Here is a 25,592-nt window from a genome sequence, read left to right as displayed (position 1 = left end):
AGACGCATCTCGCTTGTTGCGGAGGAAAATAAAGAAACCTCGTGAGTGGTAAGAACGGGGTGGATTCATGTGGTCGTCGCAACATGCTCCTGTTAGGACAGTAGCTTGTTGAGTCGTTCGGCTGGGGTGTCCCAGTTGAGGGTTTTGCGGGGGCGGCCGTTGAGTTCGGCGGCCACCCTCGCGAGGTCCTCGGGGCTGTGCTGGGCGAGGTCGGTGCCTTTGGGGAAGTACTGGCGGAGCAGGCCGTTGGTGTTCTCGTTGGAGCCGCGTTGCCAGGGTGAGTGCGGGTCGCAGAAGTAGATGTCGAGGTCGGTGGCCAGGGTGATCTGGGCGTGCTGGGCCATCTCGGTGCCTTGGTCCCAGGCCAGTGACCGGCGTAGCTCGGCGGGCAGCCGCAGAATCGTCTTGATCATCTCGTCGGCGACGGTGGCGGCGTCTTTCCCGCCGGGCAGGTGCAGCAGCAGGCAGAACCGGGTCGTGCGTTCGACCAGGGTCCCGATGGCCGACCGGTTGTCCTTGCCCATGATCAGATCGCCTTCCCAATGCCCGGGGATCGCCCGGTCGGCGGCGTCGGCGGGGCGTTCGGAGATCGGGACCATCCCGGCGATCTTGCCCTGACGGGCCCGGCGCCCATCAGAGGTGCGCTGCGGTTTGCGGATCGCTCGACCGGTCCGCAGACACTGCGCGAGCTCGCGCCGTAGCGCGCCCCGGCCTTGGACGTAGATGGCCTGGTAGATCGTCTCGTGACTCACGTGCATCCTCGGCTGGTCGGGAAAGTCCCGGACCAGCCTTGCAGTGATCTGTTCCGGCGACCACTTCGCCCGCAGGTCCTGCTGGACCCGGGCCCGCAGCACCGGATCCACGGCCAGCTTCGCCGGTTTCGGTCTTTTCGCCCGCTCCTCGGCCGTGTGCTGGGCCGTGCTGGCCCGATAACCAGCCGCGGTGCTGTTGCGGTCCAGTTCCCGCCCGACCGTCGAGCGATCCCGGCCCAGCCGGCGCGCGATCTCCGCTTTCGGCACCTCCTGGGCCCACAGGATCATGATCTCTTCTCGTTCGGCCAGCGAGAGATAGCGTCCCGCCCCGGCCTTCGGCGCGTTGCTGATCACGCCGCCAGCCTCGTCGAACAACCGTCTCCCGCTGGCCCGCGACACGCCCACGGCCACCGCCGCCCGCTCCACCGGCAACCCGGCCCGCACCTGATCCCAAAACGCCACCCGAGCATCCCGCGGCAACCAACGACGACGTTTCCCAGCCATCACAACACCTCCACACCAGATGTTGCGACGACCACTAGAACTCAAGCGGTTCTAACCGTCCTTACCACTCACGAGGTTATTCAGGCAGCGCGCGATTCCCGGTCGGCACGCGGCAGCTCGGTCACCGTCGCCCGAGGAGCCGGACGCCGCCGGTTGGCCCGCAGCACCTTCAGCATCAGGCCCGGTTTCATCAGCGCGGTGGGCGGATCGATCAGCCCGGCCACGCGCATGAACGCCGCCGTGATGTCCGGATCGATCGTCGCCGCGTACTGAAGCTTCGCCATGTACGCGTTGCCCATCTTGACCTTGAGCGTCCGTTTCCCTTCCGCGCCGGGGAAGTCCAGGTCGCCGCTGGTCGAGATCTCCCACGGGTTGTCGACGATCTTGCCGATCTCGCGCAGGAACCGCCGCGAGTCCGGTTCGGACCGTCGCGAAAGATGTGCTCGCAGCGCCATGGCCTCCATCGACGCGACGGTCATTCCCTGGCCGTACACCGGGTTGAAGCTGCAGAACGCGTCACCGAGCACGAACAGCCGTTCCGGGAACCGCTTGAGCCGTTCGTAGCGCCGCCGCGAGCTCGCCGGGAACTTGAACGTCACCGGCTCGATCAGCGGCTGGGCGTCCTTCACCGCTTCGTAGATTTCCGGGGCGGGCAACGACTTCACGTAGTCGAGGTAGCCGCGCGCGTCAGTCGGCGGGTGGTCGCCGAGGATCCCGGTGAGCGAAAGGATGCACTCGTTCTCGTTCACCTGCCCGAAGAACGCGCCCCGCGGATGCTCGGGCGAGGCGACCGGGTTGATCGACTGCCAGCCGTCGAACATCTCCGGCCGTTTGCGGAACATCCGCGTGGTGTAGGCCAGCCCGATCTTCACGCGTTCCTCGGACGGCCGCTCGAAACCCAGCTCCTCCAGCCACACCGGTGTCCGCGAACCGCGGCCGGAGGCGTCGACGACCAGGTCCGCGCCGAGCCGTTCCTCCGCCGAACCGTCGCGCGCCTGCACGCGGACCCCGACGATCCGGTCGCCCGCACGCGTGGCGAGCAGGCCGTGGACATCGATGCGTTCGCGGTAGGTGACGTTCGGCAGTGCCGCGGTGCGCATGCGCAGATGATGCTCCAGCACCGGGCGCAGCGCGGTGATCGACGGCAGCCCGCTGTCGGCCGGTTCGACCTGCTTCCCGTTGAAGTACCACTTCATCCGCGCGAGATCGCCGACCGGGATCCCGGAGTCCCGCAGTTCGCCGAGCAGGTTCGGGAACAGCTCTTCGAGGATGAAGTAGCCGCGCGCGTGCAGTCCGTGCGCGTGCCAGGTGTGCGGGGTGCCGCGCCGCGGTTTGTCCACGCCCAGCACCTCGTCGCGGTCGACGACCACGACCTCGCGATAGAACTCGGAAAGCACTCTCGCCGCCAGGGTGCCGGCGACGCTGCCGCCGATCACCACCGCGCGTTTGCCGACGGGTTCGTTCATGACCATGGCTCCTTGGTGCTCAGGCCGCGAGGTCGTCGGACGCGGGCGGTGCCTGACCGATCGTGGCCGTGGGGGCGAGAGGTGCGGCCGTCTTGACGCGCCGCGCGGTGCGCAGCACGCCGACCACCAGGCTCGGCCGCATCAGCGCGGTCGGCGGGTCGACCAGGCCGGCGGCCCGGAAGAACGCCTCGGTGAACCGGCCGTCGACGGTCGCCGCGGAGTGGAGCTTCGCCATGTAGGCGTTGCCCATCTTGACCTTCAGCGGACGCGGGCCCTCGACACCGGGGAAGGCGAGGTCACCGCCCGCCGAGATGTCCCACGGCACGTCGATGATCGGGCTGATCTCCTTGAAGAACCGCAGCGGGCGCACGCCACCCGCGTCGAGATGCGTGCCCAGCTGCGCGGCCTCCATGGCCGCGACGGTCATGCCCTGGCCGTACACCGGGTTGAACGCGCAGACGCCGTCCCCGATCACCAGCAGGCCCTCGGGGAAACGACGCAGCTTGTCGAACCGGCGGCGGACACTGGCGGGCACCTTGAAACTGGCGATCTCACTGATCGGCTTCGCGTTGCGCACGGCCCGATAGATCTCGGGCGCGTCCAGCGTCTTGGCGAACTCGAGGAAACCCTTGGCGTCACGCGGCGGGTGATCCCCGAGCAGGCCCGTCTGCGACAGCAGGGCCACATTCCCCGGCAGGTTCACGAAGAACGCGCCGCGCGGGTTGGCGGGCGAGGCGACCGGGTTGATCGCCAGGTCGTCGCCGAACGGATCGGTGTCCAGCTCGAACAGCCGCGAGGTGTAGGCGAGGTCGATCTTGATCTTCTCCTCGGCCGGGCGCTCGTAGCCGAGTTCCTCCAGCCACACCGACGAGCGGCTGCCGCGACCGGTGGCGTCGACGATGAGGTCGGCGAGCAGCGTCTCGGGCTCGGCGTCCTCACCGGTCACGCGGACACCGGTGACCCGCGAGTGGTCGCCGGTCGCGACCAGCGACTGGATCACCGTGCGCTCGCGGACCTCGACATTGGGCAGCGCGACGACCCGGCCGCGGACGTGCTCTTCGAGCTCCGGGCGGGTCGCGGACACACTGAGCAGGCCGGATTCCTTCTGCTGCAGGCGCTTCCCGTTGAAGTACCAGCGCAGGCTGCCGGACAGGTCACCGCTCGGGATGCCGTCGGCGGTCAGCTCGGCCTGCAGGCCGGGGAACAGGTCTTCGAGGATCTGCTGGCCGCGTGCGAGCAGCGCGTGCGCGTGGTGCGCCTGCGGCACGCCGCGGCGGGTGCCGGTGACGCCGACGATCGTGTCACGCTCGACGATCACGACGGAGCGGTAGCGTTCCGAAAGTACGCGGGCGGTCAGCAGGCCGGCCATGCCGCCGCCGAGCACGACGGCGCGTTCGCCAAGGTATTCGCCCATCGCGGGATTCCTCCATTAGGTCTTCGGCCGGGCCGTCGGAGTCCGACACGGGAAGAATCGTCGTCCGCCTTCGGGGCGGGGGCGTCTCTTCGACTGCTTTTCCGGGAAAGCGTTACAGGGCAACCGGTTCTTGAGTGGATCTCCATTCGCGGTTGTTAGCTTCGGGCAGGTAATTCCGGCTGTCGGCGTAGTTGGAGAGGTGTCATGCGCGCATCGACCCAGATCCTCGTGATCGGCGGTGGACCGGCGGGATCCACCGCTGCCGGGCTTCTGGCCAAAGAGGGCTTCGAGGTCACTTTGCTCGAGCGGGAGCACTTCCCGCGCTATCACATCGGCGAATCGCTGCTGCCTTCGTGCCGTCCGATCCTGGAGCGGCTCGGGGTCTGGGACAAGATCGCCGCGGCCGGGTTCCAGCCCAAGGGCGGCGCCTACTACTTCTGGGGTCCCGAGGAATGGGAGGTGCGCTTCCGGCCGCACGGCCGCGACGGCAGCACCAGCGCGTGGCAGGTCATCCGCGCCGACTTCGACAAGATCCTCCTCGACCACGCGCGCGAGGTCGGCGTCGACGTCACCGAGGGCATCGCGGTGAAGAAGCTCGACTTCGACGGCGACCGCCCGGTCGCGGCGCACTGGGCCGAAACGAAGAACCCGGCCAACAGCGGACGGATCGAGTTCGACTACCTCGTCGACGCGTCCGGCCGCGGCGGCGTGATGGCCACCAAGTACCTGAAGAACCGCAAGTTCCACAACGTCTTCCGCAACGTGGCCGCCTGGTCGTACTGGAAGGACGCGAAGCAGCTCGACCGCGGGCCGAGCGGAGCGATCACGGTCGCCTCGGTCGGCGACGGGTGGTTCTGGGGGATCCCGTTGCCCGACGGCACGATGAGCGTCGGGCTGGTCACCGGGAGGGACTCCTTCAACGCCGCGCGCAACGAGCTCGGCGGCGTGGACCCGGTGTACCACAAGGCGATCGGCGACTGCCCGGCGATACAGCAGCTGCTCATCGAGGCCGAGCAGGTCACCGAGGTCAAGGTCGAGCAGGACTATTCGTACGCGGCCGAGCGGTTCCAGGGCCCCGGTTTCCTGCTCGCCGGCGACGCCGCCTGCTTCCTCGACCCCCTGCTGTCGACCGGTGTGCATCTGGGCACCTACAGCGCCCTGATCGGCACCGCCGCGATCAGCAGCGTGATCCGCGGCGAGATCGACGAGCGCGAGGCATGGGACTTCTACGAAGTCGTCTACCGCCGTGCCTACGAGCGGCTGCTGGTGCTGGTGTCCACCTTCTACGAGAGCTACCGCGGCAAGGAGCACCACTTCTTCCGCGCGCAGCAACTGTCCGAAAAGGACTGGGAAGGAATGGACGTACAGGCGGCGTTCGACCGGTTCGTCACCGGTATCGCCGACCTCGAGGACACCGAAGAGGTCTACCGCCGGATCCAGGGTCACCTGCTCGGCGAGGAGAGCGGCAAGCACAACCCGCTGGACAACCTCAACCGCGTCCACGAGCACAAGCAGGCTCCGGAGAAGCCCGAAAAGGCGATCAACGGGCTGTACCTGAGCTACGAGCCGCACATCGGCATCCGGCGCGCGTGAGCGCCTCCACTCCTCCATCGGCCCAGGAAGGGTTTCTCATGTCAGCCACGCTCCACGGTATGCCCGAGCGGTTCGACGTCATCGTCATCGGCGGCGGCCCGGCGGGCGCGACCTGCGCCGGTCTCCTCGCGAAGGAGGGGCGTACGGTCCTGGTCCTCGAACGCGAACGCTTTCCCCGCTACCACATCGGCGAATCCCTGATCCCGGTCGGCATGCGCCCGTTGCAGGAGCTGGACCTGCTCGACCGCATGGAGGCGCGCGGCTTCGAGCGCAAGTACGGCGGCAGCCTGGTGTGGGGAAACCGGGACGTGCCTTGGAACTTCTCATTCATGAAGGCCGCCGAAGGCACCTACGCCTACCACACGCGCCGCGCCGACCTGGACACGCTGATCCTCGACCGCGCCCGCGAGCTCGGCGCGTACGTCGTGGAGGAGACGACGGTCAAGGACGTGATCCAGTCCGACACCGGCCGCGTCACGGGCGTCCGGTTCACCCTGCGCGGTTCGGCGGGCGACTACGAGGCCGGCGCCTCGCTGGTCGTCGACGCGTCCGGCCAGTCACGGGTGATCGGCCGGAAGTTCAGCGACATCACCTGGCACAACGAGCTCCGCAACGTCGCGGTCTGGACCTACTACGACAACTGCGACCGGCTGCCCGGTGACGAGTGGACCAACATCCTCATCGAAGGCACCGCCGACGGCTGGTTCTGGGGCATCCCGATCGACAAGGGCACGATGAGCGTCGGCTACGTGACCAAATCGGATCTCGCGAACGCCGACGACCAGTCGCTGGAGCAGCTGTTCCTGCGCGAGCGGGACAAGACCACCCGGCTGAAGGGCCTGCTGGCCAACGCCCGTCAGCACGCCGGGTACCGCACGGCGCGGGACTGGTCCTACACCAACGAAACCTTCTACGGCGACGGCTGGGTGCTCGTCGGTGACGCGGCCGCGTTCGTCGACCCGCTGTTCTCCACCGGAGTCGCGCTGGCCACGCTGGCGGGCAGCTCACTGTCCAAAGTGGTCGACCGGATCCTCGACCACCCGGCCATCGAGGAGAAGGCGCTCGACCGGTACGCCGGGAACTACCGCGCGTTCTTCGACGAGATCCGCAGTTTCGTCGAGCGGTTCTACGACCGGACGAAGTACAAGGAGTACTACTACGACCTCGCGCAGGAAATCGTCGACCCGGAGCAGCTCCACGCGCCGAGCACCGACTTCGTCACGCTGATCTCCGGGCTGTCGGGCAAGCACCCGCTGTTGAAGATCAACCTCGACGACCTGGTCGCGAACGTCACCGAACCCTGAACGGAAGGGACATGGTGGAGATCGAACGCCGTCCCGGCCGCCGGGCGCTGATGGTCTACATAGGACTGGTCGTGGTCCCGGTCGTGATCGCGATCATCCTGCTGGGACAGGGCGAAGCCGGTGCGGGGGCGGCCGCCGCGAAGGCGGCGACCGGACCTTCGCTGGCCCAGCTCCTGCTGGCGATCGCCGTGGTGGTCGGCGCCTGCAAGGTGGTGGGCTGGCTCGCCCAGCGGATCGGGCAGCCCGCGGTGATCGGCGAGATCACCGCGGGCATCCTGCTCGGCCCGTCGGTGCTCGGCGCGTTGTGGCCATCTGGCGCGGCCGTGCTGATCCCGAAGGCGGCGGTGCCGCAACTGAACGTGGTGGCGCAGCTCGGCGTGATCTTCTTCGTGTTCCTCGCCGGGCTGGAACTGAACACCAGGCTGTTGCGCGGCCGCGGACGGCTCGCGCTGGTCGTCAGTCACGTCAGCATCGCGCTGCCGTTCCTGCTCGGCGTCGGGCTCGCCCTGTTCGCCTACACCCGGTTCGGGACAGGCGGCGGATTCCTGCCGTTCGCGTTGTTCTTCGGGGTGTCGATGAGCATCACGGCGTTGCCGGTGCTGGTGCGGATCCTGCACGAGATCGGGCTCTTCCGCAGCGAGATCGGCGTGGTGACGCTGACCTGCGCGGTGGTCGACGACGTGACCGCGTGGAGCCTGCTGGCGCTGGTGATCGCGCTGACCACGGCGTCCTCGCTGGTCGGGGTGGTGCTGACGGTGGTGCTCACCGCGGCGTTCGTCGCGCTGCTCGGCCTGGTGGTCCGGCCCCTGCTGCGGAAGTTCGTGGCCGGGGCTTCGGCGGCACGGCTGCACCGGGTCGCGCCGCTCTCGGTGGTCGGGGTGCTGGTGTGCGCCATGGCGACCGAGTGGATCGGCGTGCACGCGATGTTCGGCGCGTTCGTGTTCGGCGTGGTGTTCCCACGGGACAACCCGATGGCGACCTGGCTGCACGACAAGGCCGGCGGGCTGACGACGGCGTTGATGCTGCCGTTGTTCTTCGCCTACAGCGGATTGCGCACCGACCTCGGCCTGCTTTCCGGCGGCGGCGCGTGGCTCTGGTGCGGCGCGATCCTGCTCGTGGCCGTCGCGGGCAAATTCGGCGGCTCGGCGCTGGCCGCGCGGGCGGTCGGCGAGAACTGGAACCGGTCGCTGCAGGTGGGCGCGCTGATGAACTGCCGCGGCCTGACCGAACTGGTGGTGCTCAACATCGGGCTCGACCTCGGCGTGCTGTCCCCGACGCTGTTCACCATGCTGGTGATCATGGCGCTGGTCTCGACCGCGATGGCGGCGCCGCTGGCGACCTGGTTCGCCCGCCGCGACGGCCGGAACGTGGTGGATTTCCCCGGCCGCACCTCCGAACGTGCGGCAGCCTGACGCACCGGCAAACGGGAAGACGCCTCGCCGTCCGCCCGCTGCGAAGCTGGACCAGTCGACGATCTAGGAGGTCAAGGTGTCGAGCACCGATGTTCCGACGCGGGAGGAACTGGTTCGCCGCGTGGCCGAACTGGCACCCGCACTGAAGAAGCACTCGGCCTGGCAGGAACAGAACCGGCGGGTGCACGAGGAATCCATCGAAGCACTGGCCGAGGCCGGCGTCTTCAAGCTGCGCCGCCCCAAGCGTTACGGCGGCTACGAGGCCGACACCCGCACCCTGGTCGACGTCGCCACCGAGATCGGCCGGGCCGACGGCTCGACCTCCTGGGTGGCCTCGGTGTACTGGATCCCGACCTGGATGGCCTGCCAGTTCCCGGAGGCGGTGCAGGACGAGGTGTTCGCCACCCCGGACGTGCGCGTCTGCGGCACGCTGAGCCCGTCCGCGATGGCCGCGCCGGTCGACGGCGGGGTCGTGGTGAACGGCAAGTGGGGCTTCATCAGCGGGGCCCTGCACGCGCAGTGGCAGGAGATCATCGCGATCCTCGTGCCGCCGGAGGGCGAGCCGTACCCGATCATGGCGCTGGTGCCGATCTCGGATCTGCTGATCGTGGACGACTGGGACACCTCGGGTCTGCGCGGCACCGGCTCCGTGTCGACGGTGGCGCAAGACGTCTTCATCCCCGCGGAGCGGGTGCTCCCGCTGCCGGCGGTGCTGGAAGGTCAGGGCGGGGCTTCGGCCTCGATCTACCGGGCACCGCTGCTTCCGGTCGCCTCGGCGTCGTCGGTGGGCACGCTGGTCGGGATGGCGCGGAGCGCGCAGGACACCTTCCTCAAGCGCCTGCCGGACCGCAAGATCACTTACACCGCCTACGATTCCCAGCGCGAGGCGCCGATCACCCACCACCAGGTGGCCGAATCGGCGCTGAAGATCGACGAGGCCGAGTTCCACGCGCACCGTCTGTCCACTTTGGTCGACACGAAGACCGCGGACGGCACCCCGTGGAAACTCGAGGAACGCGCCATCGCGCGGGCCGACCTCGGCGCCGTGGTCCGCCGAGCCAAGGAAGGCATCGACATCCTCGCGTCCGCCTCCGGTGGTTCGTCGATCTACCACGGCATCCCGATCCAGCGCATCGCCCGCGACGTCGCCGCGGTCAACCTCCACGCGCTGATGCACCCCAACACCAACACCGAGCTGTACGGCCGCGTGCTCTGCGGGCTCGAGCCCAACACCCTCTACATCTAGGAGGATCCTCCGATGACCACGACCGAAACCGGCACGGCCGCGGACCAGGCGGCGATCGCGGCGCTGACCCAGAAGGTGATCGCCGCGTGGGCGTACCACGACGCCGACGCCTTCGCCGGCGTCTTCACCGAGGACGGCACGATGATCCTCCCCGGTGTCTTCAGGAAGGGCCGCGACGACATCCGGGCGTTCCTGGTGGAATCCTTCGCGGGCAACTACAAGGGCACCCAGGTCACCGGGCGTCCGCTGGAGATCCGCTTCTTCACCCCGGACTCCGGCGTCCTGATCACGCAGGGCGGCGTGCTCGGCCCCGGCGAGACCGAGGTCGCCGACTCCCAGTCGATCCGTGCCTCGTGGACGGTCGTCAAGCGGGACGGCGCGTGGCAGCTGGCGTCCTATCAGAACACTCCGGCGAAGCAGCAGCTGCCGAAGCCGGGCACTGTCTGATCCCTCCCCCATTCGGAACCCGGGCCTCCCCTCCTCAGGGCCCGGGTTCCGCCCTTTCCGGGTGGGTCGTGAGTGGCGTTTCGGGTGGTTTCGGCTGTGCGCCCAATGTGGCATTGGGGACGTCTAGTGTCCCCAATGCCACATTGGGCGCGGTGAGTGGGCGCGGCGGGCGAGGTGGCGCATGCTGAGTCCGTGAAGGCCTCCTTCCCTACCCCGTCGGCTGCTTGGCGAGGTGTTGCGAAAGCCACTTTCGCAACGTTGGAGGTTGCGAAAGTGGCTTTCGCAACACCCCAGCCTGTCTCCTAGCAAGGCGAGTCCGTGAAGGCCTCCTTCCCTACCCTGAAAGTAGGGAAGGAGGCCTTCACCGCCCCCGTCGGCTGCTTGGCGAGACGTTGCGAAAGTGGCTTTCGCAACGTTAATGGTTGCGAAAGTGGCTTTCGCAACACCTCCGCACCGTCCGGCAGGTCGCGAGTAGCGACACCGCGCACCTAACCGATGCTGAAAACCTCGACCGGATGCGAGATCCGCACCCGCCCCGCGGAAACCGTGCCCATCCCGGCGACCGCGTCGAGCAGCTCCGCCCGCCCGGTCTCGCCGCGCCAAGGCGAATGCCGCGCGAAGGTCAGGAACTCCAGAAGACGGTGCGCCGGCTCGGAAACCGGCACCGTGATCTCCGCGTCCACCGTGACGGACCGGAACTCGACGCCGAACCGCGTCAGTTCCTCCGCCAGCGTCTGCGCGAACAACGGGCGCACGATGCCTTGCCGCGCGAGGGATTCCGCGAAGGGACCGTTCAGCCGGTTCAGCGGGGGCACCGCGACGATCAGCCGCCGGTGCCGGTTGCGCGCTTCCTTCAGCACCGCCATGCCCTCGTCCGCGCCGAGGTAGCACAACGACTGGACGAACAGGCCGTACTCGGTCGGCGTGATCCGGAGGTCGGCGACGTCGGCCATGCTCGCCGTCAAGACACGGTGGCCCCGGACCTTCGACAGACCCGACAGCCGCGCGCGGAGTCGTTCGACCGCTTCGCCGTTGGTGTCGATGCCTTGGAACCACACCGTTCTCCGCGGCACGCGCGCGAAGAGCTCCAGTTCGAACATGCCGAACCCGCAGCCGTACGACGTCAGTTCGAGATCGGCGTCCGCACCGATCAGTCTCGACGTCTCCTCGACCATCAGCCGTTGCTGGTCGGTCAGGCTGCGGAAGGTGGCGTTACAGGTGTTGTAGTCCAGTTCGTCCATCGGCGCTCCCCGGGTCGGGCCCCCGAAACACCGGAGCCGTGGCGCGCGCACGCGTCACGGCTCCGGTGATCGAGCGGCGATTGCTCAGATCCGCTTCTTCAGGGCACGGACCGAAAGCGCCCCGAACACGATCGCGATCACGGCCGCCCAGACCAGGGACCAGATCACCGCCGAGGTGACCCCGGCGCCGCCGTTCATCAGTCCGCGGCACGCCTTGAGCAGGATCGCCACCGGGCTGACCTCCGCGAACGCCTGCAGCCAGGACGGCATCGTCTCGACCGGCGCGAACACGCCGCTGACGAAGTTCAGCGGCAGGATCACCGCGAACGCGAACACCTGGACCTTCTCCGCCTGGTCGGCGGCGACGCCCACCAGCGTGGGCACCCAGGAGAACGCGATCGCGAACACCAGCAGCAGCAACCCGGCCGCGAGCACGCCGAGGAAGCCCTTCTCCGGCCGGAAGCCGAGCAGCAGCCCGACACCGACCACCAGCAGCACGGACCAGACCTGCTTGAACTGGTCGCCGATGATCCGGCCGGCCAGCGGTGCCCAGCGCGCGATCGGCAACGAACGGAACCGGTCGAACACGCCCTGGGACAGGTCGGTGTTGAGCCCGATGCCGACGTTGATGGTCGCGAACAGCATGCTCATCACCAGCATGCCCGGGATCATGAACTGCAGATACGCGTTCCGGTCGCCGGAGATCGCGCCACCGAACACGAAGGTGAACAGCAGCGTGAAGATGATCGGCTGGAAACTGATGTCGGCCAGCTGCTTCGGCTCGTGCTTGACCGAAACCGTGCTGCGCCAAGCCAGCGTGAACATCTGCGAGATGCCCTGGAAGAACCCGACCCTGGTCGACAACTGCCGCGGGGGCAGCGTCGTCGTCGCGGCGGTCATCGGATCTCCTCCTCGGTCTCGTCGGCGGGCTCCTCGGCCGGACGTCCGGTCAAGCTCAGGAACACCTCGTCCAGGCTGGAGCTGCGCAGGGACAGCTCGCCGATGACGATGCCCGCCTCCTCCAGCCGCCGGACCGCGCCGGGCAGCGCCGCCGGGTCGGTGACCGGGACGCTGACGACCTGGCCCGAGACGTCCGGCGTCGCGCCGGCGATCTCGCCGACCAGCCGCACGACCTTTTCGAGGTCGCCCGCCTGGGCACCGCGCACCGTCAGGCGCTGGGCGCCCGTGCTGGCCTTGAGCTCGTCCGGGGTGCCCTTGGCGATCACCTTGCCGTGGTCGACGACCACGATCTCGTCGGCGAGCGCGTCGGCCTCCTCCAGGTACTGCGTGGTCAGCAGCACCGTGACGCCGTCGGCGACCAGTCCGCGCACGACGTCCCACAGCTCGAGCCTGCTGCGCGGGTCGAGACCGGTGGTGGGCTCGTCCAGGAACAGCAGACGCGCGTCCCCGACCAGGCTGGCGGCCAGGTCGAGACGACGGCGCATACCGCCCGAGTAGCCCTTCGCGGCGCGGCCGCCCGCCTCGGTGAGGGAGAACCGCTCCAGGAGCTCGTGCGCGCGGGCCTTGGCCGCCCGCCGCGAAAAGCCGAGCAGCCGCCCGATCAGCAGCAGGTTCTCCACGCCGGTCAGGCTTTCGTCGACCGACGCGTACTGCCCGGTCAAGCCGATCAGCTGCCGCACCTGGTGGGCGTCTTTTTCGATGTCGTACCCGGCCACGGTGGCGTGGCCCTCGTCCGGCGTCACCAGCGTGGACAGGATCCGGACCGTGGTGGTCTTCCCGGCGCCGTTCGGCCCGAGGATGCCGAGCACGGTGCCCGAACGGACGGTCAAATCGACCCCGTCGAGCGCGGTCGTCTCGCCGAACCGTTTCACCAGCCCTTCGGCGTGGATCGCGAATTCAGTCTCGGTCCCCCGCGGCCCCGGGCCGGCCCTCGACGCGGTCGCGGGTTCGACGTTCTGCAACATGACGCACTACCTTCCTGTTCCTCACAACGGAGACACTCTCGTGCGGTTACATCATGCGAGGAAGTGCGGCGTGGGAGCAGTGAATGGTTAACCTTCCGGGTATGAATTCTTCATTTTTGGGATGATTGTCCCAGCCTGAAAAAACCGCACCTTCGCCGAGAATACCGACGACACGCCCCGGCGTCCTTCTCCATAAATGCGGTAAATAATCGTGGCCCGTTCCCGAATACCGCTGCTAACCTGCGAATGTCCGCCTCTCGGCGAAATTCCGCTGATCAGCACGGAAAGGACCGTCACGCCTCATGGTCGCCGTCATCACCGCAGCTCCGCGGACCGGCACGGTCTTCGCGGGATTCGCCGCGTACGGCGCATTGTGGGGTCCGTACCTTTCGATGTTGCCGGACGTTCGCAACGCCACCGGCGCCGGTGAGGCGCAATTGGGCGCCGCACTGCTGATCGGCGCGCTCGCGGCGATGCCCGCGATGTTCGCGATCGGCCGGTTGCTCGACCGGTTCGGCCGCCCGGTCGCGGTCTCGACCTTCGCCGGATTCGCGCTCATCGCGCCGACACCGGCATTGGCCGGATCCGTTCCGGCGTTGTTCCTGACCCTGGGATTGTTCGGATTCGGTTCGGGTGCCTGCAATGTCGTCGTGGTCGCGCTGGCGGCGTCCGCCGAAGCGGGCGACGGGCCCCGCGTGATGAACCGCGCGCACGCGTTGTTCAGCATCGGCCTGTTGACGTGCAGTCTCGGCACCGGGGCGGCGCGGACGGCGGGAGTACCCGCCGAGGCGATCGCGCTGACGCTTTCGGCGCTGGTCGTGCTCGGTGCGATCGCGGCGAGGAATGCCGTGCCGGGACGGCTGGTCCGCCAGGGCCGCGAACCGGGACGGCGCCTGCGGCTCGGCCCGGCGGTCCTGCTGCTGTGCCTGCTGGCGGCGCTGGCGATGGTCGTGGAAAGCGGCGTCCAGCAATGGAGCGCGGTGTTCCTGGCCGACATCACCCGCGCCCCGGTCGGGATCTCGGCCGCCGCTCCCGGCATCTTCGCCGCCGGGATGGCGCTGGGCCGGTTCGGCGGGCACTGGCTGTCCGGCCGCGCGTCGGATCGCCTGGTACTGCTCACCTCCGGCGCGCTTTCCGGGGTGGGCGTGCTGATGCTTTCCCTGGCCGACGCGCCGGTGCACGGCCTGCTCGGCACCGCCGTGGTTGGCGGCGCGATCTCGGTGTCGACGCCCACCGTCTACGGGCTGATCGGACGCGGCGCGACCGCGGAGGACCGCGGCGCGGTGATCGGCTCGGCGGCGTCACTGGCCAGTGTCGGCCTCTTGCTCGGCCCGGCGGTGGTCGGCCAGATCGCCGGGCGCACCGACCTGCGGGTCGCCATCGCGGCGCTGTCCGTGGCCTCGGTCGCGGTCTGCCTGCTCGCGCTGCGCGTGCCCGCACGGAATCAATGATCGGAGGATGGACCCGATGGGCGACGTAACAGGGGGTCGCGGAGGCTCGGACTTCGCCGAAGGGCGGCAGCGACGGCAGCTCGTCGGGGACGACATCCCCGACGGCTGCCCGTTCGGTTCACGACAGCGCGACGGACGCCGTGAATGGCTGGTGAGCGGCTATTCCGAAACGCGCGATTTCCTGCGCGACAAGCGGTTCAGCCGCGCCGTGCTGGCCGAGACGACCCATCCGCGCGGACCGGCGACCCGGATGTCGGTGACCGACCTGGACCCGCCGAGGCACACCCGGATCCGGAAGCTGATCGGCGGCGCGTTCTCCGCCCGCCGTGCGGAACAGCTGCGCGAGTACGTCGAAACCACCGCCGCCGGGCTGCTCGACAGGCTGATCGACACGGATTCCACCGCGGATCTGATCGCCGACTTCTGCGCCCCGTTGACCTTCACCGCACAGGCCGAACTGCTGGGTGTTCCGCCGTCGCGGCGCGAAGCCGTCCGCAAACGCGCGAACGCGCGGCTCGGCAAGCCGGGTTCCCCGCGATCCGCCGTCTACCAAGGCGAACTGCTGTTGCACGATGAGGTCGCGATGATGCTCGCCGACACCGAAGACCCGCCGTCCGGGCTGATGGCCGAGCTCATCGAGGCACATCGCAACGGCGCCTTGGACGAAACGGAACTGACCGGGCTGGCGGCGTCGCTGTTCTTCGACGGGCACGCGCTGGCGGCCGCGCAGATCGCCAACGCGGTGTTCTGCCTGATCTCCCGGCCGGGTCTGCTGGCTTCACTGGACGCGGACCCGGCGCTGCTGGACGCGGCCGTCGAGGAAACGCTCCGCTACAGCCCCGCGGTGAACTTCAGCATGACGCGCGTCGCGACGGAGGAAGTCACCATCGCCGGCACCCGGATCGAGCCGGGCGACCTGATGACCGCGCTGCTGCCGGTGGTCAACCGCGACGAGGACGTCTTCGCCGATCCGGACCGGTTCGCGATGGACCGGAACGGCAGGCATCTGTCGTTCGGGCACGGGACGCACCATTGCATCGGCGCCCACCTCGCGCGGGTCGAGATCCAGTCGGCCCTGCGCGCGCTTTCCCGTCGCGCGCCGGAACTCTGTCTCGCCGTACCGGAAGAATCCCTGGAATGGACCGTCTCTCCGACGATGCGCGCATTGTCCGCGCTGCCGGTCCGCTGGACTTCTTCCGGTGTGCTCGATCCCTTGGAGCGTCGCGCGCGACGGTGGGAAGATCGGCCCGCGGCCTGACCACGGGCCTCGGACAACGAAGGAGTTCGTCATGCGCGAAATCGCCGCTGGATTGTTCATGTCCCTGGACGGGGTGGCCGAACGGCCGGACCGCTGGATGGGCCAATACTGGTCCGACGAGATGAGCGAAGGAATCGCCGAGAGCCTCGCCGCCTCGGACGCCATTCTGATGGGCAAGGACACGTACGTCGCTTTCGAACAGATGTGGAAGCCGCAGGGTGACAGCAACCCGATGGCGGCGTTCCTCAACGGCACGCACAAATACGTCGTTTCTTCGACGCTGGACGAAGCGACGTTGACCTGGCCGGACACGAGCCTGATCACCGGTGACATCGCCGGCGAGATCACCCGGCTGAAGGAAGGGCCCGGCAAGACGATCCGGGTGCCCGGAAGCCCGAGGCTCGTCCAATGGCTGCTCGCCGAAGGACTCCTGGACGAACTGGCGCTCAACATCATGCCGCTGGTGGCAGGCGAGGGCGCGAAACTGTTCGAAGGAACGGACAAGGAGATCCCGCTGAAGCTGACGCGCTCGAACGCGCTGAAAACCGGCGTCATCGGCGCCGTCTACACCCGCGCCTGACGAATTCACCGGGACCGTGAAAATTTCATGTTTTCGTCGTGACGAGAACATGGCCCGATCACACACGAATCGACTACCGGGCATTCGGTGGCGCTGCGATACTGGTGAGCAGGCGCGATCATTCGCGCACCGGCGAGGAAAGGAAATTCTGTGACTGCCGCAGCCCGCAAGACCAAGCAACCGGCGGGTGAGGGAATCCGCGTCACCGGCGCTCACGAGAACAACCTGAAGGACGTCTCACTCGAGCTCCCGAAGAACCAGATCACGGTTTTCGTCGGGGTTTCGGGTTCCGGGAAGTCCTCCGTCGTGTTCGACACGATCGCCGTCGAGGCGCAGCGTCAGCTGAACGCCACCTTCCCCTGGTTCATCCGCAACCAGCTGCCCAAACACGAACGCCCGCACGTGGACGGCATCGAGAACCTGACCACCCCGGTGATCGTCGACCAGCGCCCGCTCGGCGGGAACGCGCGCTCGACGGTCGGCACGGTCGCCGACATCCACCCGCTGCTGCGGGTGTTGTTCTCCAGGCAGGGAAAGCCCAGCGCGGGCAATCCGTCGCTGTATTCGTTCAACGACCCCAACGGGATGTGCCCCGACTGCGAGGGCATCGGCCGCGCGCTGCGCCCGGATCCCGAGCTGATGCTCGACATGACGAAGTCGCTCGACGAGGGCGCGATCCTGGTGCCGGGCTATCCGGTCGGCAGCCCCGGCTGGCAGTTCTACGCCAACCACGACGCCATCAACCCGGCCAAGAAGCTCAACAAGTACACCGCCAAGGAGATGGACACCCTTCTGCACGGCAAGGAGGGCAAGGTCCAGCTCACCTTCAAGAACGGCAAGACGCAGACGCTGACGTTCGAGGGCCTGGTCGCGAACTTCACCCGCCGTCATCTCAAGCGTGACACCGGGTCGATGAGCGAGAAGACCCGCGCCCAGGCGGAGAAGTTCATCACCGAGGGGCCATGCCCGGCCTGCCGCGGCGGACGGCTGAGCGAGGCGGCGCTGGCGACCAAGCTGGCGGGCAAGAACATCGCGCAGTGGTGCGAGCTGCAGATCACCGATCTGATCGAGCTGATCAAAGCCATCAAGGACAAGCAGACCGCCGCGATGGCGCAGGGCGTGCTGGCCGCGCTCGAACGTATCGACGCGATCGGCCTCGGCTACCTTTCGCTGGACCGGGCGACGACCTCGCTGTCCGGTGGTGAGGGGCAGCGGCTCAAGCTGGTCAAGCATCTGGGCAGCGACCTGACCGGGCTGACCTACATCTTCGACGAGCCCAGCGTCGGCCTGCACCCCCGCGACGTCGGACGGCTCAACGATCTGCTGCGGGCGTTGCGGGACAAGGGGAACACGATCCTCGTGGTCGAACACGACCCGGACGTCATCGAGATCGCCGATCACATCGTCGAGATCGGGCCGCGCGCCGGTGTGCACGGCGGCGAGGTCGTCTTCCAGGGAACGTACCGGCAGCTGCGGGCAGGCAAGACGCTGACCGGGGCCGGGCTGGCACGCTCGGGTGTCGTCAAGGAGGATCCGCGCCGCCCCAAGGGGAAGTTGCCGATCAAGCGGGCTTCACTGCACAACCTGAAGAACGTGTCGGTCGACATCCCGACCGGTGTGCTCACCGCCGTCACCGGCGTCGCGGGTTCGGGCAAGAGCTCGTTGATCTCCGGTGTCTTCCGCGAGGCGCATCCGGACGCGATCTTCGTGGACCAGACACCGATCGCGGCGTCGTCCCGCTCGACTCCGGCGACGTACCTCGGCCTGATGGACCCGGTGCGCAAGCTCTTCGCGAAGGCGAGCGGCGCGAACGCGGCGTTGTTCAGCTTCAACTCCCAGGGCGCCTGCGAGGAATGCCAGGGCCGCGGCGTGCTGATCACCGAAGTGTCCTATATGGACCCGATCACGACGCATTGCGAAAGCTGCGACGGGCGCCGGTTCAAGGACGAGGTGCTCGCGCACAAGCTGCGGGGCAAGTCGATCGCCGACGTGCTGGAGCTGTCCGCCGAGCAGGCGGCGGAGTACTTCACCGAAGCCCCGGTGCTGGCGAAGGTGAACGCGCTGATCGAGACCGGGCTCGGATATCTCGGGCTGGGTCAGGCGCTGAGCACGCTGTCCGGCGGTGAACGCCAGCGGATCAAGCTGGCGGACCGGCTTTCCGGCGGCGGCAACGTCTACATCCTCGACGAGCCGACCACCGGTCTGCACATGACCGACATCGACATGCTGCTGGGCCTGCTCAACGGCATGGTCGACGCGGGCAACACGGTGGTGGTGATCGAGCACAACCTGGCGGTGATCGAGCAGGCGGACTGGGTGATCGACCTCGGACCCGGCGGCGGCAAGAACGGCGGCGAGATCGTCTTCACCGGCCCGCCCGAGAAACTCCTGACCGCGGAGAGTTCGCTGACCGGCGAGTACCTCAAGCGTTACCAGCAGGCCGGCTGAGCTCCGGCTCTTCGTTGAAGGGGACGTCCCGCGCGGGGCGTCCCCTTCTTCGTGTTCGGCGCAGGATACGAGACGCCCGATGCCCGCGGCGGCGACCATGCTGGAAACCGGTGCGGCGAGGAGGGTCGGATGGCGGTGCGGCTGGTGCTGACCGGCGGGCTGGAATGGCTGGATTCGATTCCGGAAAGCGAACGGGCGACGGTTTTCACCGCACTGTTCGCCGTCTGCGACGGATCCGCGTTCCTGACCTACGGTGTTTTCAAAGTCGGCGGCGGTCCGGGCCGCTTCCTGTTGACCGTGGCGCCCGCGCTGGCGATCCGGGTACGGATCGATTGGGCGCGTTCGGAGTTCGAGTTGCTCGGGCTCAGCAGGGAACCCGTCGCGTGGCCGCGCGAGCTGGACGTGCTCTGAAGCTCTTCGATATCACCGCATGGGGTGAGAATCCCGTAGGATGACAACGGAGCCACTGAACTGGGGTGCGAGGTGCTTCGTGGTGATCAAAGTGCTGCTTGCCGAAGATATGCACATGGTTCGCGGGGCGCTCGTCGCCCTGCTGAACATGGAATCCGATATCGAAGTGGTCGCCCAAGTCGCCGCGGGTGACCAGATCCTTCCGACGGCGAAATCCGTCCAGCCCGATGTCGCGGTCATCGACATCGATCTGCCGGGCAAGGACGGTTTGACCGCGGCCATGGAGATCCGCGAAAGCCTGCCCGGCTGCCATACGCTGATCCTCACCAGCCTCGGCCGTCCCGGCACGGTCCGGCGCGCGCTGGACGCGAAGGTCAACGGCTTCATGCTCAAGGACGCGCCGTCGGACAAGCTCGCCAACGCCGTGCGGTCGGTCGCGATCGGCCGGCGGGTGATCGACAGCGAATTGGCGCTCGCCGCTTGGGACACCGACGACTGCCCGCTCACCACCCGCGAGATCGAGATCCTGCGGGTGACCGCGCGCGGGCGCACCGTCGCCGACATCGCGGCCGAACTGTTCCTGTCCCCGGGCACGGTCCGGAACTATCTGGCCGCGATCGTCACGAAGCTCAACGCGCGCAACCGGGTACACGCGATCCGCATCGCCACCGACGCGGAATGGCTGTGACTCACGGGCGATCTCGCGTGATCGGAGACGGAACTCGCGTGATTGGACGCCGAACACGCGAGTTCCGCCTCTGAGCACGCGAGTTTCGCCTTCGGTCCGGCGAACGACCCGGTTAGAACCTCTCACTTTCGCGCTTGACGTTCACTGCCGCTTCGCTATAGCCTCTAACTATCGCAACATGCGATAACAACAGGAGCGAAGGAGAAGCCATGTTCGGCAAGCGCGCGGCCCTGCTCACGGTCCCACTGGCCATCGCCGGCGTCCTCGGCGTCACGGCACCGGCCCAGGCCGCCCCCGCCCACCACACCAGACCGGCTTCGCTTACCTGCCAAGGAAAAGGCATCGACCGGTCGGCCAAGGTGCACTACCGGACCGAGACCTTCGTCAAGGCGCCACTGCGCACCATCTGGAACCTGCAGACCGACGTCGAGGCCTGGCCGTCCTGGCAGAACCCGGCCATCCCGGTCACCATGAAGCGACTGGACGACGGCCCGCTGCGCAAGCATTCCCGCTTCCAGTGGACCATTCCCGTCCCGCCCGGTATGCCGTACCCGCCCGGCGACGTGACCATCGTTTCCACCGTCCGGCAGCTCCAGCCCGGCAAATGCCTCCGCTGGACCGGCCCGCTCGACGGCCCCGGCGGTATGCACATCGACGGCGTCCACGTCTGGAACTTCGTCAAGGTGCCCGGCGGGGTCATCGTCCGCACCGAGGAGAGCCACACCGGCCCGCAGGTCGACAAGGACGTGCCCGGCTCCACCGCGATGCTCGGGCAGGGCCTCGAAATCTGGCTGAAGGACCTCAAGAAGGCGGCCGAAAACCGGTAGCGGGGCGAGCCCGGACCCGCCGCACGACGCCACCCGGCTCGACCCGTTCCACCGTGAAACCCTCGCGCTCGAAGAAGACGCCCTCGCGTTCGTCCGCCACCGGATGTTCGACGTACACCCGCCCCGCGGGCAACCGTCCGATGAGGACTTCGAGCAACCGCGAGTCCAAGCCGCGATACCGAGGAAGCGTGTACAACTTGCGGATCACGGGCTCGCCACCTTCGAGGTCGCACTGCCCGACGCCGGCCAGCCGCCCGTCGTCCTCGGCGATCACGACCGCGCCGAGGGCGACGGCCCCGGCGATGTTCGTCGTGTTCCACCACATCCGCACCTGCCGGGCGGCCTCTTCGTCGCCGATCAACGGCGCGTAGTGGGCCCGGACGTGCTCCTCACCGAAGCGGCAGACGGCCATGACGTCGTCGCGATCCGCGTCCCGCACGATCGGTCCGCTTTCCATGGCCTGCCCCGATCCGCCACCCCTGCGGCACTTTCGGGCACTCTCTGATCATCGGGCTTGTCCGGCCGACCGCCCGGTGGTAACGATACGGGCGATCCACCTCGCGACCTCTCGCATTTTCGTGCCCCATCCCCCTCGAGCCAAGGCGACGCATGCAACCCAATTTCGACGCAGGTGAGGACTTCGCACTCCTTCTGGAGCGAGAGGCCAAGAAACTCGAGGAGAAAGCCCAAGCCCTGACGGCCGCGTTCACCGCCTCGGCGTCCACGGTGACCTCTCCCGACGGCTCGGTGACGGTGACGGTCGAGGCCAACGGCTCGCTGAGCGCCATCGAGTTCGGCAACCGGGCCACCTCGCTGGGACCGGCACGGCTCTCCTCGCTGGTCATGCAGACGGTGCGCCAGGCCCAGCGCAAGACCGTCGAGAAGGTCACGGAGTCCTACACCGAGATCAACGGCGAAGACGAAGCCGCCCAGTTGGTCCGCACGTTCCTGCCGAAGGTCGAGGACGAGGAAGGCGCCCCGGAGAACCCGGAGCAGGACAAGTGGGCCCCCGAGGCGCACGACGAGCCGCCGCGTCCGCAGGCGGGGTACCGGCCGCCGCCACCTCCGCAGGCGGGTCCCCCGATGCCGCCGCAGCCCGGCCGTCCCGTGCGGCCCCCGAACCCCCCGGCGCCGCGAACCCGGCGGCCGGCCTCCCCCGACGACGACGAAATGAGCCCGTGGTGACCGGATTCGGTGTCAAGACGGAGGCCATGACCGAGTTCGCCGGTCACCTCGACAGGCTCGAGGACGCGCTGCGGAAGAGCGCCGACATGGTGGGCAGTTGCGTGGCGGACCCCGGCATCTTCGGCATCTTCGGCGGCCAGATCTACGGTGCCGGCGCGAGCATGCACTGCGGGAAGGCTCGGGACCAGCTGAACAAGTACTCGGAGAACGTGCAGGAGTTCTCGGACAGGGTGCGCGAGGCGGCGAAGCGGTACAACGCCAACGAGCAGGAGACCGAGAGCCTGATCACCGAAGCCGGCAAGGGGATCGACGAGGTGAAGGTCAAGTGAGCGACGAGTACCACCGCGGCGATTTCGGGAACAACACCGGCACCAAGGCCAGCGACTTCAAGGACGAGAAGAACAACTTCCTCGCGGGCAGCGGCGACACCACGGGCGCGGGCTTCTTCGATTCCGCGTTCTCGCTGAAGAAGGCCGTCGACGAAGGGGACAGCCTCAGCATCGGACTGGCCTCGGCGGGGATGGCGATCGAGATCCTCGGCATGGTCGCCGATCCGATCGGCTCGCTGCTCACCGCCGGGATCGGCTGGCTGATCGAGCACATCGTCATCTTCCGCTGGCCGCTGGACTTCCTGCTGGGAGACCCGAAGGGCATCGAGGCGGCCAAGACGGCGATCTACAAAGAGGCCGCCGAAGTGCGGGAGTGGTCGAAGGAGCACGGGTCCGCCACCACCAAGTTCATGGAGAAGTGGGACGGCGAGGCCGCCGACACTTTTCGCGCCGACATGGAGGGCGTCGCCGCCCAGATCGACGCGCTCGCCGGATACATCGAATTCGCGGGCAAGCAGATGGGGATCGCCGGCGCCGTCATCGGCGCGGTCCGCGGCATCGTCCGCGACATCATCGCCATGACGCTGGCGGGCATCCTCAAGGCGGCGATCGTGGCGGTGGCACTGGCGCCGGTCACCTTCGGCGGTTCGATCATCGCGGCGATCACCTCCATCATGACCACGGTCGGGGTGGCGATCGCCAAGATCGCCAAGCAGATCGCCGACGTCGCCAAGAAGCTCGCCGAGATGCTCAAGATCCTGGCGAAGACCCGCGGCGCGGCCGACGACGTCGTCAAGTTGACGCTCGGCGGCGGCAAGATCAAGCTGCCCAAGCCGAAACCCGCCGGCGGTACCCCGATGCCCGGCGGCAAGAAGCCGATCGAGGGCCCGCCCCCGAAGCCGGGTGACAGCACTCCGGACGCGACGCCCGACGCTCCGAAGCCCAAACCGGAGAGGCTCGGCGACATCCCCCCGAGGGTGGTGCGCGAGAAGCTGGCGAAGGAGCTGGAGGGGCATCCCGACGCCAAGAAGATCTTGGAGCGGTACGACTACTGGAACAGCTTCCCGATCGGCGACCTGAAAACGAGGTTCCCCAAGGCCGCGGACGCGCTCGACAAGCTCGAAAAGGGCCTCAAAATCCTCAGCGACCCGACCTACGGCGCGTCGGGCATGGCCGGGAAGACCGTCGTCGAGCTGACGAAGGCCATCCCGCCGGCCGCGAACGAGAAGCCGCCGGAGGACAAGGAAGAGAAGTGAAAGCAGGCGGTCCCGTCCCGGTGTTCCGGCGCGGGACCGCCTGTGCTTTCGTTCGGTCATGACTGAACGGGTGAACATCTCCTCCGGCGGGGACTACGAGCCGGTCTTCGGCTACAGCCGGGCGGTGCGCGTCGGCGAGCACATCCACGTCTCCGGGACGACGGCGCGCGAGCCGGAACGCTCGGGCGACGCGTACGAGCAGGCTTCGGCCGTGCTGTCGCTCATCGAGACGGCGTTGAAAGAGGCCGGTTCGAGCCTCGCCGCGGTGGTGCGCACGGTCACCTACGTCACCGACATCAAGGACGCCGACCTGGTCGCGCGGGCGCACCGCGAAGCCTTCGCCGACGTGCTGCCCGCGGCCACCATGGTCGAGGTGTCGGCGTTGCTCGACCCGAAGATGAAGGTCGAGATCGAGGCTTACGCCGTCGAGAAGTAAGTCACCTCCCGAAAGACCCGACGAGTGCTTCAGGAGCTTCGCGCGTCTCGTAAAGCTTCCAGAAGGCGTCGGCGAAGACGTCCGGATGGATCACCTCGGGCTCGAAGTCCAACGGGCTCGCGGTGATCGTCCGATGCGGCACGCTGCCCTCGATCAGCGCGCCGACGTTGACGGCCCCGGCGTAGATCCCCTTCTCCGCGAGCACCGCGTTCAGATTGAGGAAGTAGTTCCGCAGCCCGGCCTGCGCCATCCCCACGTTGCCGAGGAAGGGCGCCGGGTACCGGCCGGATTGCCCGGCGGTGAACAGGATCGCGCCGTCGCCGCGCTCGGTCATGGCGGGCAGCACGGCCCGCACCAGCGCCACCGAGGACACCAGGAACCGGTCGAGGATGAGCCGCAGGTTCTCCGGATCCACGTCGAGCACCGGCACGATGCCCTCCCCCATGGTCCCGCCGCCGGGATTGAACGCGACCGCGTCGATCCGGCCGATGGCGGTGACGGCGGCGGCGATCTGAGCCGGCTCGTAGACATCGGCGACGAACCCGCTCGCCTCGATGCCGTCGCGGGCGAGTTCGGCGACGAGCGCGTCGAGGTTCCCGGTGGTACGCGCGACGAGGGCGATCCGGAAGCCCTCGCGGCCGAACCGGCGGGCGAGCGAAAGTCCCAGCACCGGCCCGGCGCCGAAGATCGCGAGCGTCTTGGTCATCTGTCCTCCCAGGTTAAGTTGAGGACGTCCTCAACTTCTTCGAAGGTACACACAACTTGAGGCCACCTTCAACTTGACTACGATGCGGTCATGACCAAACCCCTGCGGAAGGACGCCCGGCGCAACCGCGACCTGCTGATCGAGGCGGCCAGGGGGCTCTACGCGGCACGCGGCCTCGACGTCGCGCTCGAAGAGATCGCCAAGACCGCCGGCGTCAGCATCGGCACGCTGTACAACCACTTCCCGCAGCGCGCGGATCTGGTGAACGCCGTGTTCGCCGACCGGACCGAGACCGTCGCGAAGCTGGCCGAACACGCGCTCTCCCTCGACGACGCCTGGACCGGCTTGACGTCGTTTGTCGAACGGGTCTGCGAACTTCAGGCCGCCGACCGCGGCTACAACGAACTGGCCTCGACGCGGCCACCGCAGGCCGAAGACCTCGAACGCGGCTACGAACTCATGACCAGGATCGTCGAACGCGCCAAGGAGAGCGGCGCCCTGCGCGAAGACTTCACCCTCGAGGACATGGCCTTTGTGACCTGGGGGATCGCGCGCACCGTGGAGGCGACCGCGACGGTCCGGCCGGAGGTCTGGCGACGCCATCTCGCGCTGCTGTTCGACGGGATGCGGGCACCCGCCGCGAACCCGTTGCCGGAGCCCCCGCTGGAGCCCGCCGAACTGGCCCGCATCATGGGTGGCTGCGGCTGAGGCAA

The 25,592-nt window shown here is 68.0% G+C and carries 25 protein-coding genes; 17 read left to right on the top strand and 8 right to left on the bottom strand.

What is annotated here, in order from left to right:
- Positions 1-92: 92 nt before the first annotated feature.
- The 3 genes from DMC64_RS17475 to DMC64_RS17465 all read right to left on the bottom strand — a co-directional run bounded on the left by DMC64_RS17475 (position 93) and on the right by DMC64_RS17465 (position 4,136).
- On the bottom strand, positions 93-1,256 hold the full coding sequence (locus DMC64_RS17475) for an IS30 family transposase (RefSeq protein WP_233629689.1): 1,164 nt from the start codon (positions 1,254-1,256) through the stop codon (positions 93-95).
- Between the two features lie 80 nt (positions 1,257-1,336).
- Complete coding sequence (locus DMC64_RS17470) at positions 1,337-2,722, bottom strand: NAD(P)/FAD-dependent oxidoreductase (RefSeq protein WP_199755007.1); 1,386 nt, start codon at positions 2,720-2,722, stop codon at positions 1,337-1,339.
- A 19-nt stretch (positions 2,723-2,741) separates the two neighbouring features.
- Complete coding sequence (locus DMC64_RS17465) at positions 2,742-4,136, bottom strand: NAD(P)/FAD-dependent oxidoreductase (RefSeq protein WP_125734392.1); 1,395 nt, start codon at positions 4,134-4,136, stop codon at positions 2,742-2,744.
- Positions 4,137-4,340: 204 nt separating this feature from the next.
- Between DMC64_RS17465 and DMC64_RS17460 the strand changes: the two genes are divergently transcribed.
- The 5 genes from DMC64_RS17460 (at position 4,341) to DMC64_RS17440 (ending at position 10,138) form a co-directional block, all read left to right on the top strand.
- Positions 4,341-5,729, top strand: coding sequence for an NAD(P)/FAD-dependent oxidoreductase (locus DMC64_RS17460; RefSeq protein ID WP_125734391.1), 1,389 nt, complete (start codon positions 4,341-4,343; stop codon positions 5,727-5,729).
- A gap of 38 nt (positions 5,730-5,767) precedes the next feature.
- Complete coding sequence (locus DMC64_RS17455; RefSeq protein ID WP_125734390.1) at positions 5,768-7,033, top strand: NAD(P)/FAD-dependent oxidoreductase; 1,266 nt, start codon at positions 5,768-5,770, stop codon at positions 7,031-7,033.
- A gap of 11 nt (positions 7,034-7,044) precedes the next feature.
- The gene (locus DMC64_RS17450) at positions 7,045-8,445 is read left to right on the top strand and encodes a cation:proton antiporter (protein WP_125734389.1); all 1,401 of its coding nucleotides are present in this window, start codon (positions 7,045-7,047) and stop codon (positions 8,443-8,445) included.
- Positions 8,446-8,521: 76 nt separating this feature from the next.
- Positions 8,522-9,691, top strand: a complete 1,170-nt coding sequence (locus DMC64_RS17445) for an acyl-CoA dehydrogenase family protein (RefSeq protein ID WP_125734388.1) — start codon at positions 8,522-8,524, stop codon at positions 9,689-9,691.
- A 12-nt stretch (positions 9,692-9,703) separates the two neighbouring features.
- Positions 9,704-10,138 (top strand): SgcJ/EcaC family oxidoreductase, encoded by a 435-nt coding sequence (locus tag DMC64_RS17440; RefSeq protein ID WP_125734387.1) that lies wholly within the window; start codon positions 9,704-9,706, stop codon positions 10,136-10,138.
- 488 nt (positions 10,139-10,626) lie between these two features.
- On the opposite strand, the gene DMC64_RS17435 is transcribed toward DMC64_RS17440, so the two are convergent.
- The 3 genes from DMC64_RS17435 to DMC64_RS17425 form a co-directional block, all read right to left on the bottom strand.
- Positions 10,627-11,379 (bottom strand): class I SAM-dependent methyltransferase, encoded by a 753-nt coding sequence (locus tag DMC64_RS17435; RefSeq protein ID WP_125734386.1) that lies wholly within the window; start codon positions 11,377-11,379, stop codon positions 10,627-10,629.
- Between the two features lie 84 nt (positions 11,380-11,463).
- Entirely contained in the window at positions 11,464-12,279 is an 816-nt protein-coding gene (locus DMC64_RS17430) for an ABC transporter permease (RefSeq protein WP_052120777.1), read from the bottom strand.
- Positions 12,276-13,304: an ATP-binding cassette domain-containing protein gene (locus DMC64_RS17425; protein ID WP_125734385.1), complete on the bottom strand. Its 1,029-nt coding sequence runs from the start codon at positions 13,302-13,304 to the stop codon at positions 12,276-12,278. The genes DMC64_RS17430 and DMC64_RS17425 overlap by 4 nt, the downstream gene beginning before the upstream one ends.
- A gap of 302 nt (positions 13,305-13,606) precedes the next feature.
- Here DMC64_RS17425 and DMC64_RS17420 point away from each other — a divergent pair, with 302 nt between their 5' ends.
- The 7 genes from DMC64_RS17420 to DMC64_RS17390 all read left to right on the top strand — a co-directional run bounded on the left by DMC64_RS17420 (position 13,607) and on the right by DMC64_RS17390 (position 20,967).
- On the top strand, positions 13,607-14,755 hold the full coding sequence (locus DMC64_RS17420; protein ID WP_125734384.1) for an MFS transporter: 1,149 nt from the start codon (positions 13,607-13,609) through the stop codon (positions 14,753-14,755).
- 16 nt (positions 14,756-14,771) lie between these two features.
- Positions 14,772-16,013 (top strand): cytochrome P450, encoded by a 1,242-nt coding sequence (locus tag DMC64_RS17415; RefSeq protein ID WP_125734383.1) that lies wholly within the window; start codon positions 14,772-14,774, stop codon positions 16,011-16,013.
- 31 nt (positions 16,014-16,044) lie between these two features.
- Positions 16,045-16,593 (top strand): dihydrofolate reductase family protein, encoded by a 549-nt coding sequence (locus DMC64_RS17410; protein ID WP_125734382.1) that lies wholly within the window; start codon positions 16,045-16,047, stop codon positions 16,591-16,593.
- Between the two features lie 150 nt (positions 16,594-16,743).
- Positions 16,744-19,041, top strand: coding sequence for an excinuclease ABC subunit UvrA (locus DMC64_RS17405; RefSeq protein ID WP_125734381.1), 2,298 nt, complete (start codon positions 16,744-16,746; stop codon positions 19,039-19,041).
- Positions 19,042-19,170: 129 nt separating this feature from the next.
- Entirely contained in the window at positions 19,171-19,452 is a 282-nt protein-coding gene (locus tag DMC64_RS17400; RefSeq protein WP_125734380.1) for a DUF6235 family protein, read from the top strand.
- A 79-nt stretch (positions 19,453-19,531) separates the two neighbouring features.
- Positions 19,532-20,140 carry a DNA-binding response regulator gene (locus DMC64_RS17395; RefSeq protein WP_255432631.1) on the top strand — a complete coding sequence of 203 codons (609 nt, stop codon included), beginning with the start codon at positions 19,532-19,534 and terminating at the stop codon, positions 20,138-20,140.
- 209 nt (positions 20,141-20,349) lie between these two features.
- Positions 20,350-20,967, top strand: a complete 618-nt coding sequence (locus DMC64_RS17390; protein WP_125734379.1) for an SRPBCC family protein — start codon at positions 20,350-20,352, stop codon at positions 20,965-20,967.
- On the opposite strand, the gene DMC64_RS17385 is transcribed toward DMC64_RS17390, so the two are convergent.
- Positions 20,942-21,424: a GNAT family N-acetyltransferase gene (locus tag DMC64_RS17385; protein ID WP_125734378.1), complete on the bottom strand. Its 483-nt coding sequence runs from the start codon at positions 21,422-21,424 to the stop codon at positions 20,942-20,944. The genes DMC64_RS17390 and DMC64_RS17385 overlap by 26 nt on opposite strands.
- Before the next feature lie 152 nt (positions 21,425-21,576).
- On the opposite strand from DMC64_RS17385, the gene DMC64_RS17380 reads away from it, so the two are divergent.
- From DMC64_RS17380 to DMC64_RS17365, 4 genes are read left to right on the top strand one after another with little or no spacing between them, the layout of a single operon-like run.
- Positions 21,577-22,152 carry a YbaB/EbfC family nucleoid-associated protein gene (locus DMC64_RS17380; protein ID WP_125734377.1) on the top strand — a complete coding sequence of 192 codons (576 nt, stop codon included), beginning with the start codon at positions 21,577-21,579 and terminating at the stop codon, positions 22,150-22,152.
- Entirely contained in the window at positions 22,146-22,481 is a 336-nt protein-coding gene (locus DMC64_RS17375; protein ID WP_125734376.1) for a type VII secretion target, read from the top strand. Before DMC64_RS17380 ends, DMC64_RS17375 begins: the two co-directional genes overlap by 7 nt.
- The gene (locus DMC64_RS17370; protein ID WP_125734375.1) at positions 22,478-23,737 is read left to right on the top strand and encodes a hypothetical protein; all 1,260 of its coding nucleotides are present in this window, start codon (positions 22,478-22,480) and stop codon (positions 23,735-23,737) included. The genes DMC64_RS17375 and DMC64_RS17370 overlap by 4 nt, the downstream gene beginning before the upstream one ends.
- A gap of 58 nt (positions 23,738-23,795) precedes the next feature.
- Positions 23,796-24,173, top strand: a complete 378-nt coding sequence (locus tag DMC64_RS17365; protein ID WP_037341290.1) for a RidA family protein — start codon at positions 23,796-23,798, stop codon at positions 24,171-24,173.
- Position 24,174: 1 nt separating this feature from the next.
- Here the strand turns inward: DMC64_RS17365 and DMC64_RS17360 are convergent, their stop codons facing one another.
- Positions 24,175-24,879, bottom strand: coding sequence for an SDR family oxidoreductase (locus DMC64_RS17360; RefSeq protein ID WP_125734374.1), 705 nt, complete (start codon positions 24,877-24,879; stop codon positions 24,175-24,177).
- A 90-nt stretch (positions 24,880-24,969) separates the two neighbouring features.
- Here DMC64_RS17360 and DMC64_RS17355 point away from each other — a divergent pair, with 90 nt between their 5' ends.
- Positions 24,970-25,587 carry a TetR/AcrR family transcriptional regulator gene (locus DMC64_RS17355; RefSeq protein WP_125734373.1) on the top strand — a complete coding sequence of 206 codons (618 nt, stop codon included), beginning with the start codon at positions 24,970-24,972 and terminating at the stop codon, positions 25,585-25,587.
- The last annotated feature ends 5 nt before the right edge of the window (positions 25,588-25,592 follow it).

It is taken from the genome of Amycolatopsis sp. WAC 04197, assembly GCF_003947475.1.
Classification (GTDB): Bacteria; Actinomycetota; Actinomycetes; order Mycobacteriales; family Pseudonocardiaceae; genus Amycolatopsis; species Amycolatopsis japonica.
The sequence above is the reverse complement of the archived record's forward strand: the minus strand, read 5'-3'. Positions and strand labels throughout refer to the sequence as shown.

Bases quoted from the DNA above. Each gene is read 5' to 3' on its own strand.
- DMC64_RS17355 (WP_125734373.1), top strand. From the start codon at position 24,970: ATGACCAAACCCCTGCGGAAGGACGCCCGGCGCAACCGCGACCTGCTG.
- DMC64_RS17455 (WP_125734390.1), top strand. From the start codon at position 5,768: ATGTCAGCCACGCTCCACGGTATGCCCGAGCGGTTCGACGTCATCGTC.
- DMC64_RS17430 (WP_052120777.1), bottom strand. From the start codon at position 12,279: ATGACCGCCGCGACGACGACGCTGCCCCCGCGGCAGTTGTCGACCAGG.
- DMC64_RS17410 (WP_125734382.1), top strand. From the start codon at position 16,045: ATGCGCGAAATCGCCGCTGGATTGTTCATGTCCCTGGACGGGGTGGCC.
- DMC64_RS17475 (WP_233629689.1), bottom strand. From the start codon at position 1,256: ATGGCTGGGAAACGTCGTCGTTGGTTGCCGCGGGATGCTCGGGTGGCG.
- DMC64_RS17470 (WP_199755007.1), bottom strand. From the start codon at position 2,722: ATGAACGAACCCGTCGGCAAACGCGCGGTGGTGATCGGCGGCAGCGTC.
- DMC64_RS17380 (WP_125734377.1), top strand. From the start codon at position 21,577: ATGCAACCCAATTTCGACGCAGGTGAGGACTTCGCACTCCTTCTGGAG.
- DMC64_RS17425 (WP_125734385.1), bottom strand. From the start codon at position 13,304: ATGTTGCAGAACGTCGAACCCGCGACCGCGTCGAGGGCCGGCCCGGGG.
- DMC64_RS17390 (WP_125734379.1), top strand. From the start codon at position 20,350: ATGTTCGGCAAGCGCGCGGCCCTGCTCACGGTCCCACTGGCCATCGCC.
- DMC64_RS17365 (WP_037341290.1), top strand. From the start codon at position 23,796: ATGACTGAACGGGTGAACATCTCCTCCGGCGGGGACTACGAGCCGGTC.
- DMC64_RS17460 (WP_125734391.1), top strand. From the start codon at position 4,341: ATGCGCGCATCGACCCAGATCCTCGTGATCGGCGGTGGACCGGCGGGA.
- DMC64_RS17440 (WP_125734387.1), top strand. From the start codon at position 9,704: ATGACCACGACCGAAACCGGCACGGCCGCGGACCAGGCGGCGATCGCG.
- DMC64_RS17450 (WP_125734389.1), top strand. From the start codon at position 7,045: ATGGTGGAGATCGAACGCCGTCCCGGCCGCCGGGCGCTGATGGTCTAC.
- DMC64_RS17465 (WP_125734392.1), bottom strand. From the start codon at position 4,136: ATGGGCGAATACCTTGGCGAACGCGCCGTCGTGCTCGGCGGCGGCATG.
- DMC64_RS17420 (WP_125734384.1), top strand. From the start codon at position 13,607: ATGGTCGCCGTCATCACCGCAGCTCCGCGGACCGGCACGGTCTTCGCG.
- DMC64_RS17385 (WP_125734378.1), bottom strand. From the start codon at position 21,424: ATGGAAAGCGGACCGATCGTGCGGGACGCGGATCGCGACGACGTCATG.
- DMC64_RS17415 (WP_125734383.1), top strand. From the start codon at position 14,772: ATGGGCGACGTAACAGGGGGTCGCGGAGGCTCGGACTTCGCCGAAGGG.
- DMC64_RS17360 (WP_125734374.1), bottom strand. From the start codon at position 24,879: ATGACCAAGACGCTCGCGATCTTCGGCGCCGGGCCGGTGCTGGGACTT.
- DMC64_RS17435 (WP_125734386.1), bottom strand. From the start codon at position 11,379: ATGGACGAACTGGACTACAACACCTGTAACGCCACCTTCCGCAGCCTG.
- DMC64_RS17400 (WP_125734380.1), top strand. From the start codon at position 19,171: ATGGCGGTGCGGCTGGTGCTGACCGGCGGGCTGGAATGGCTGGATTCG.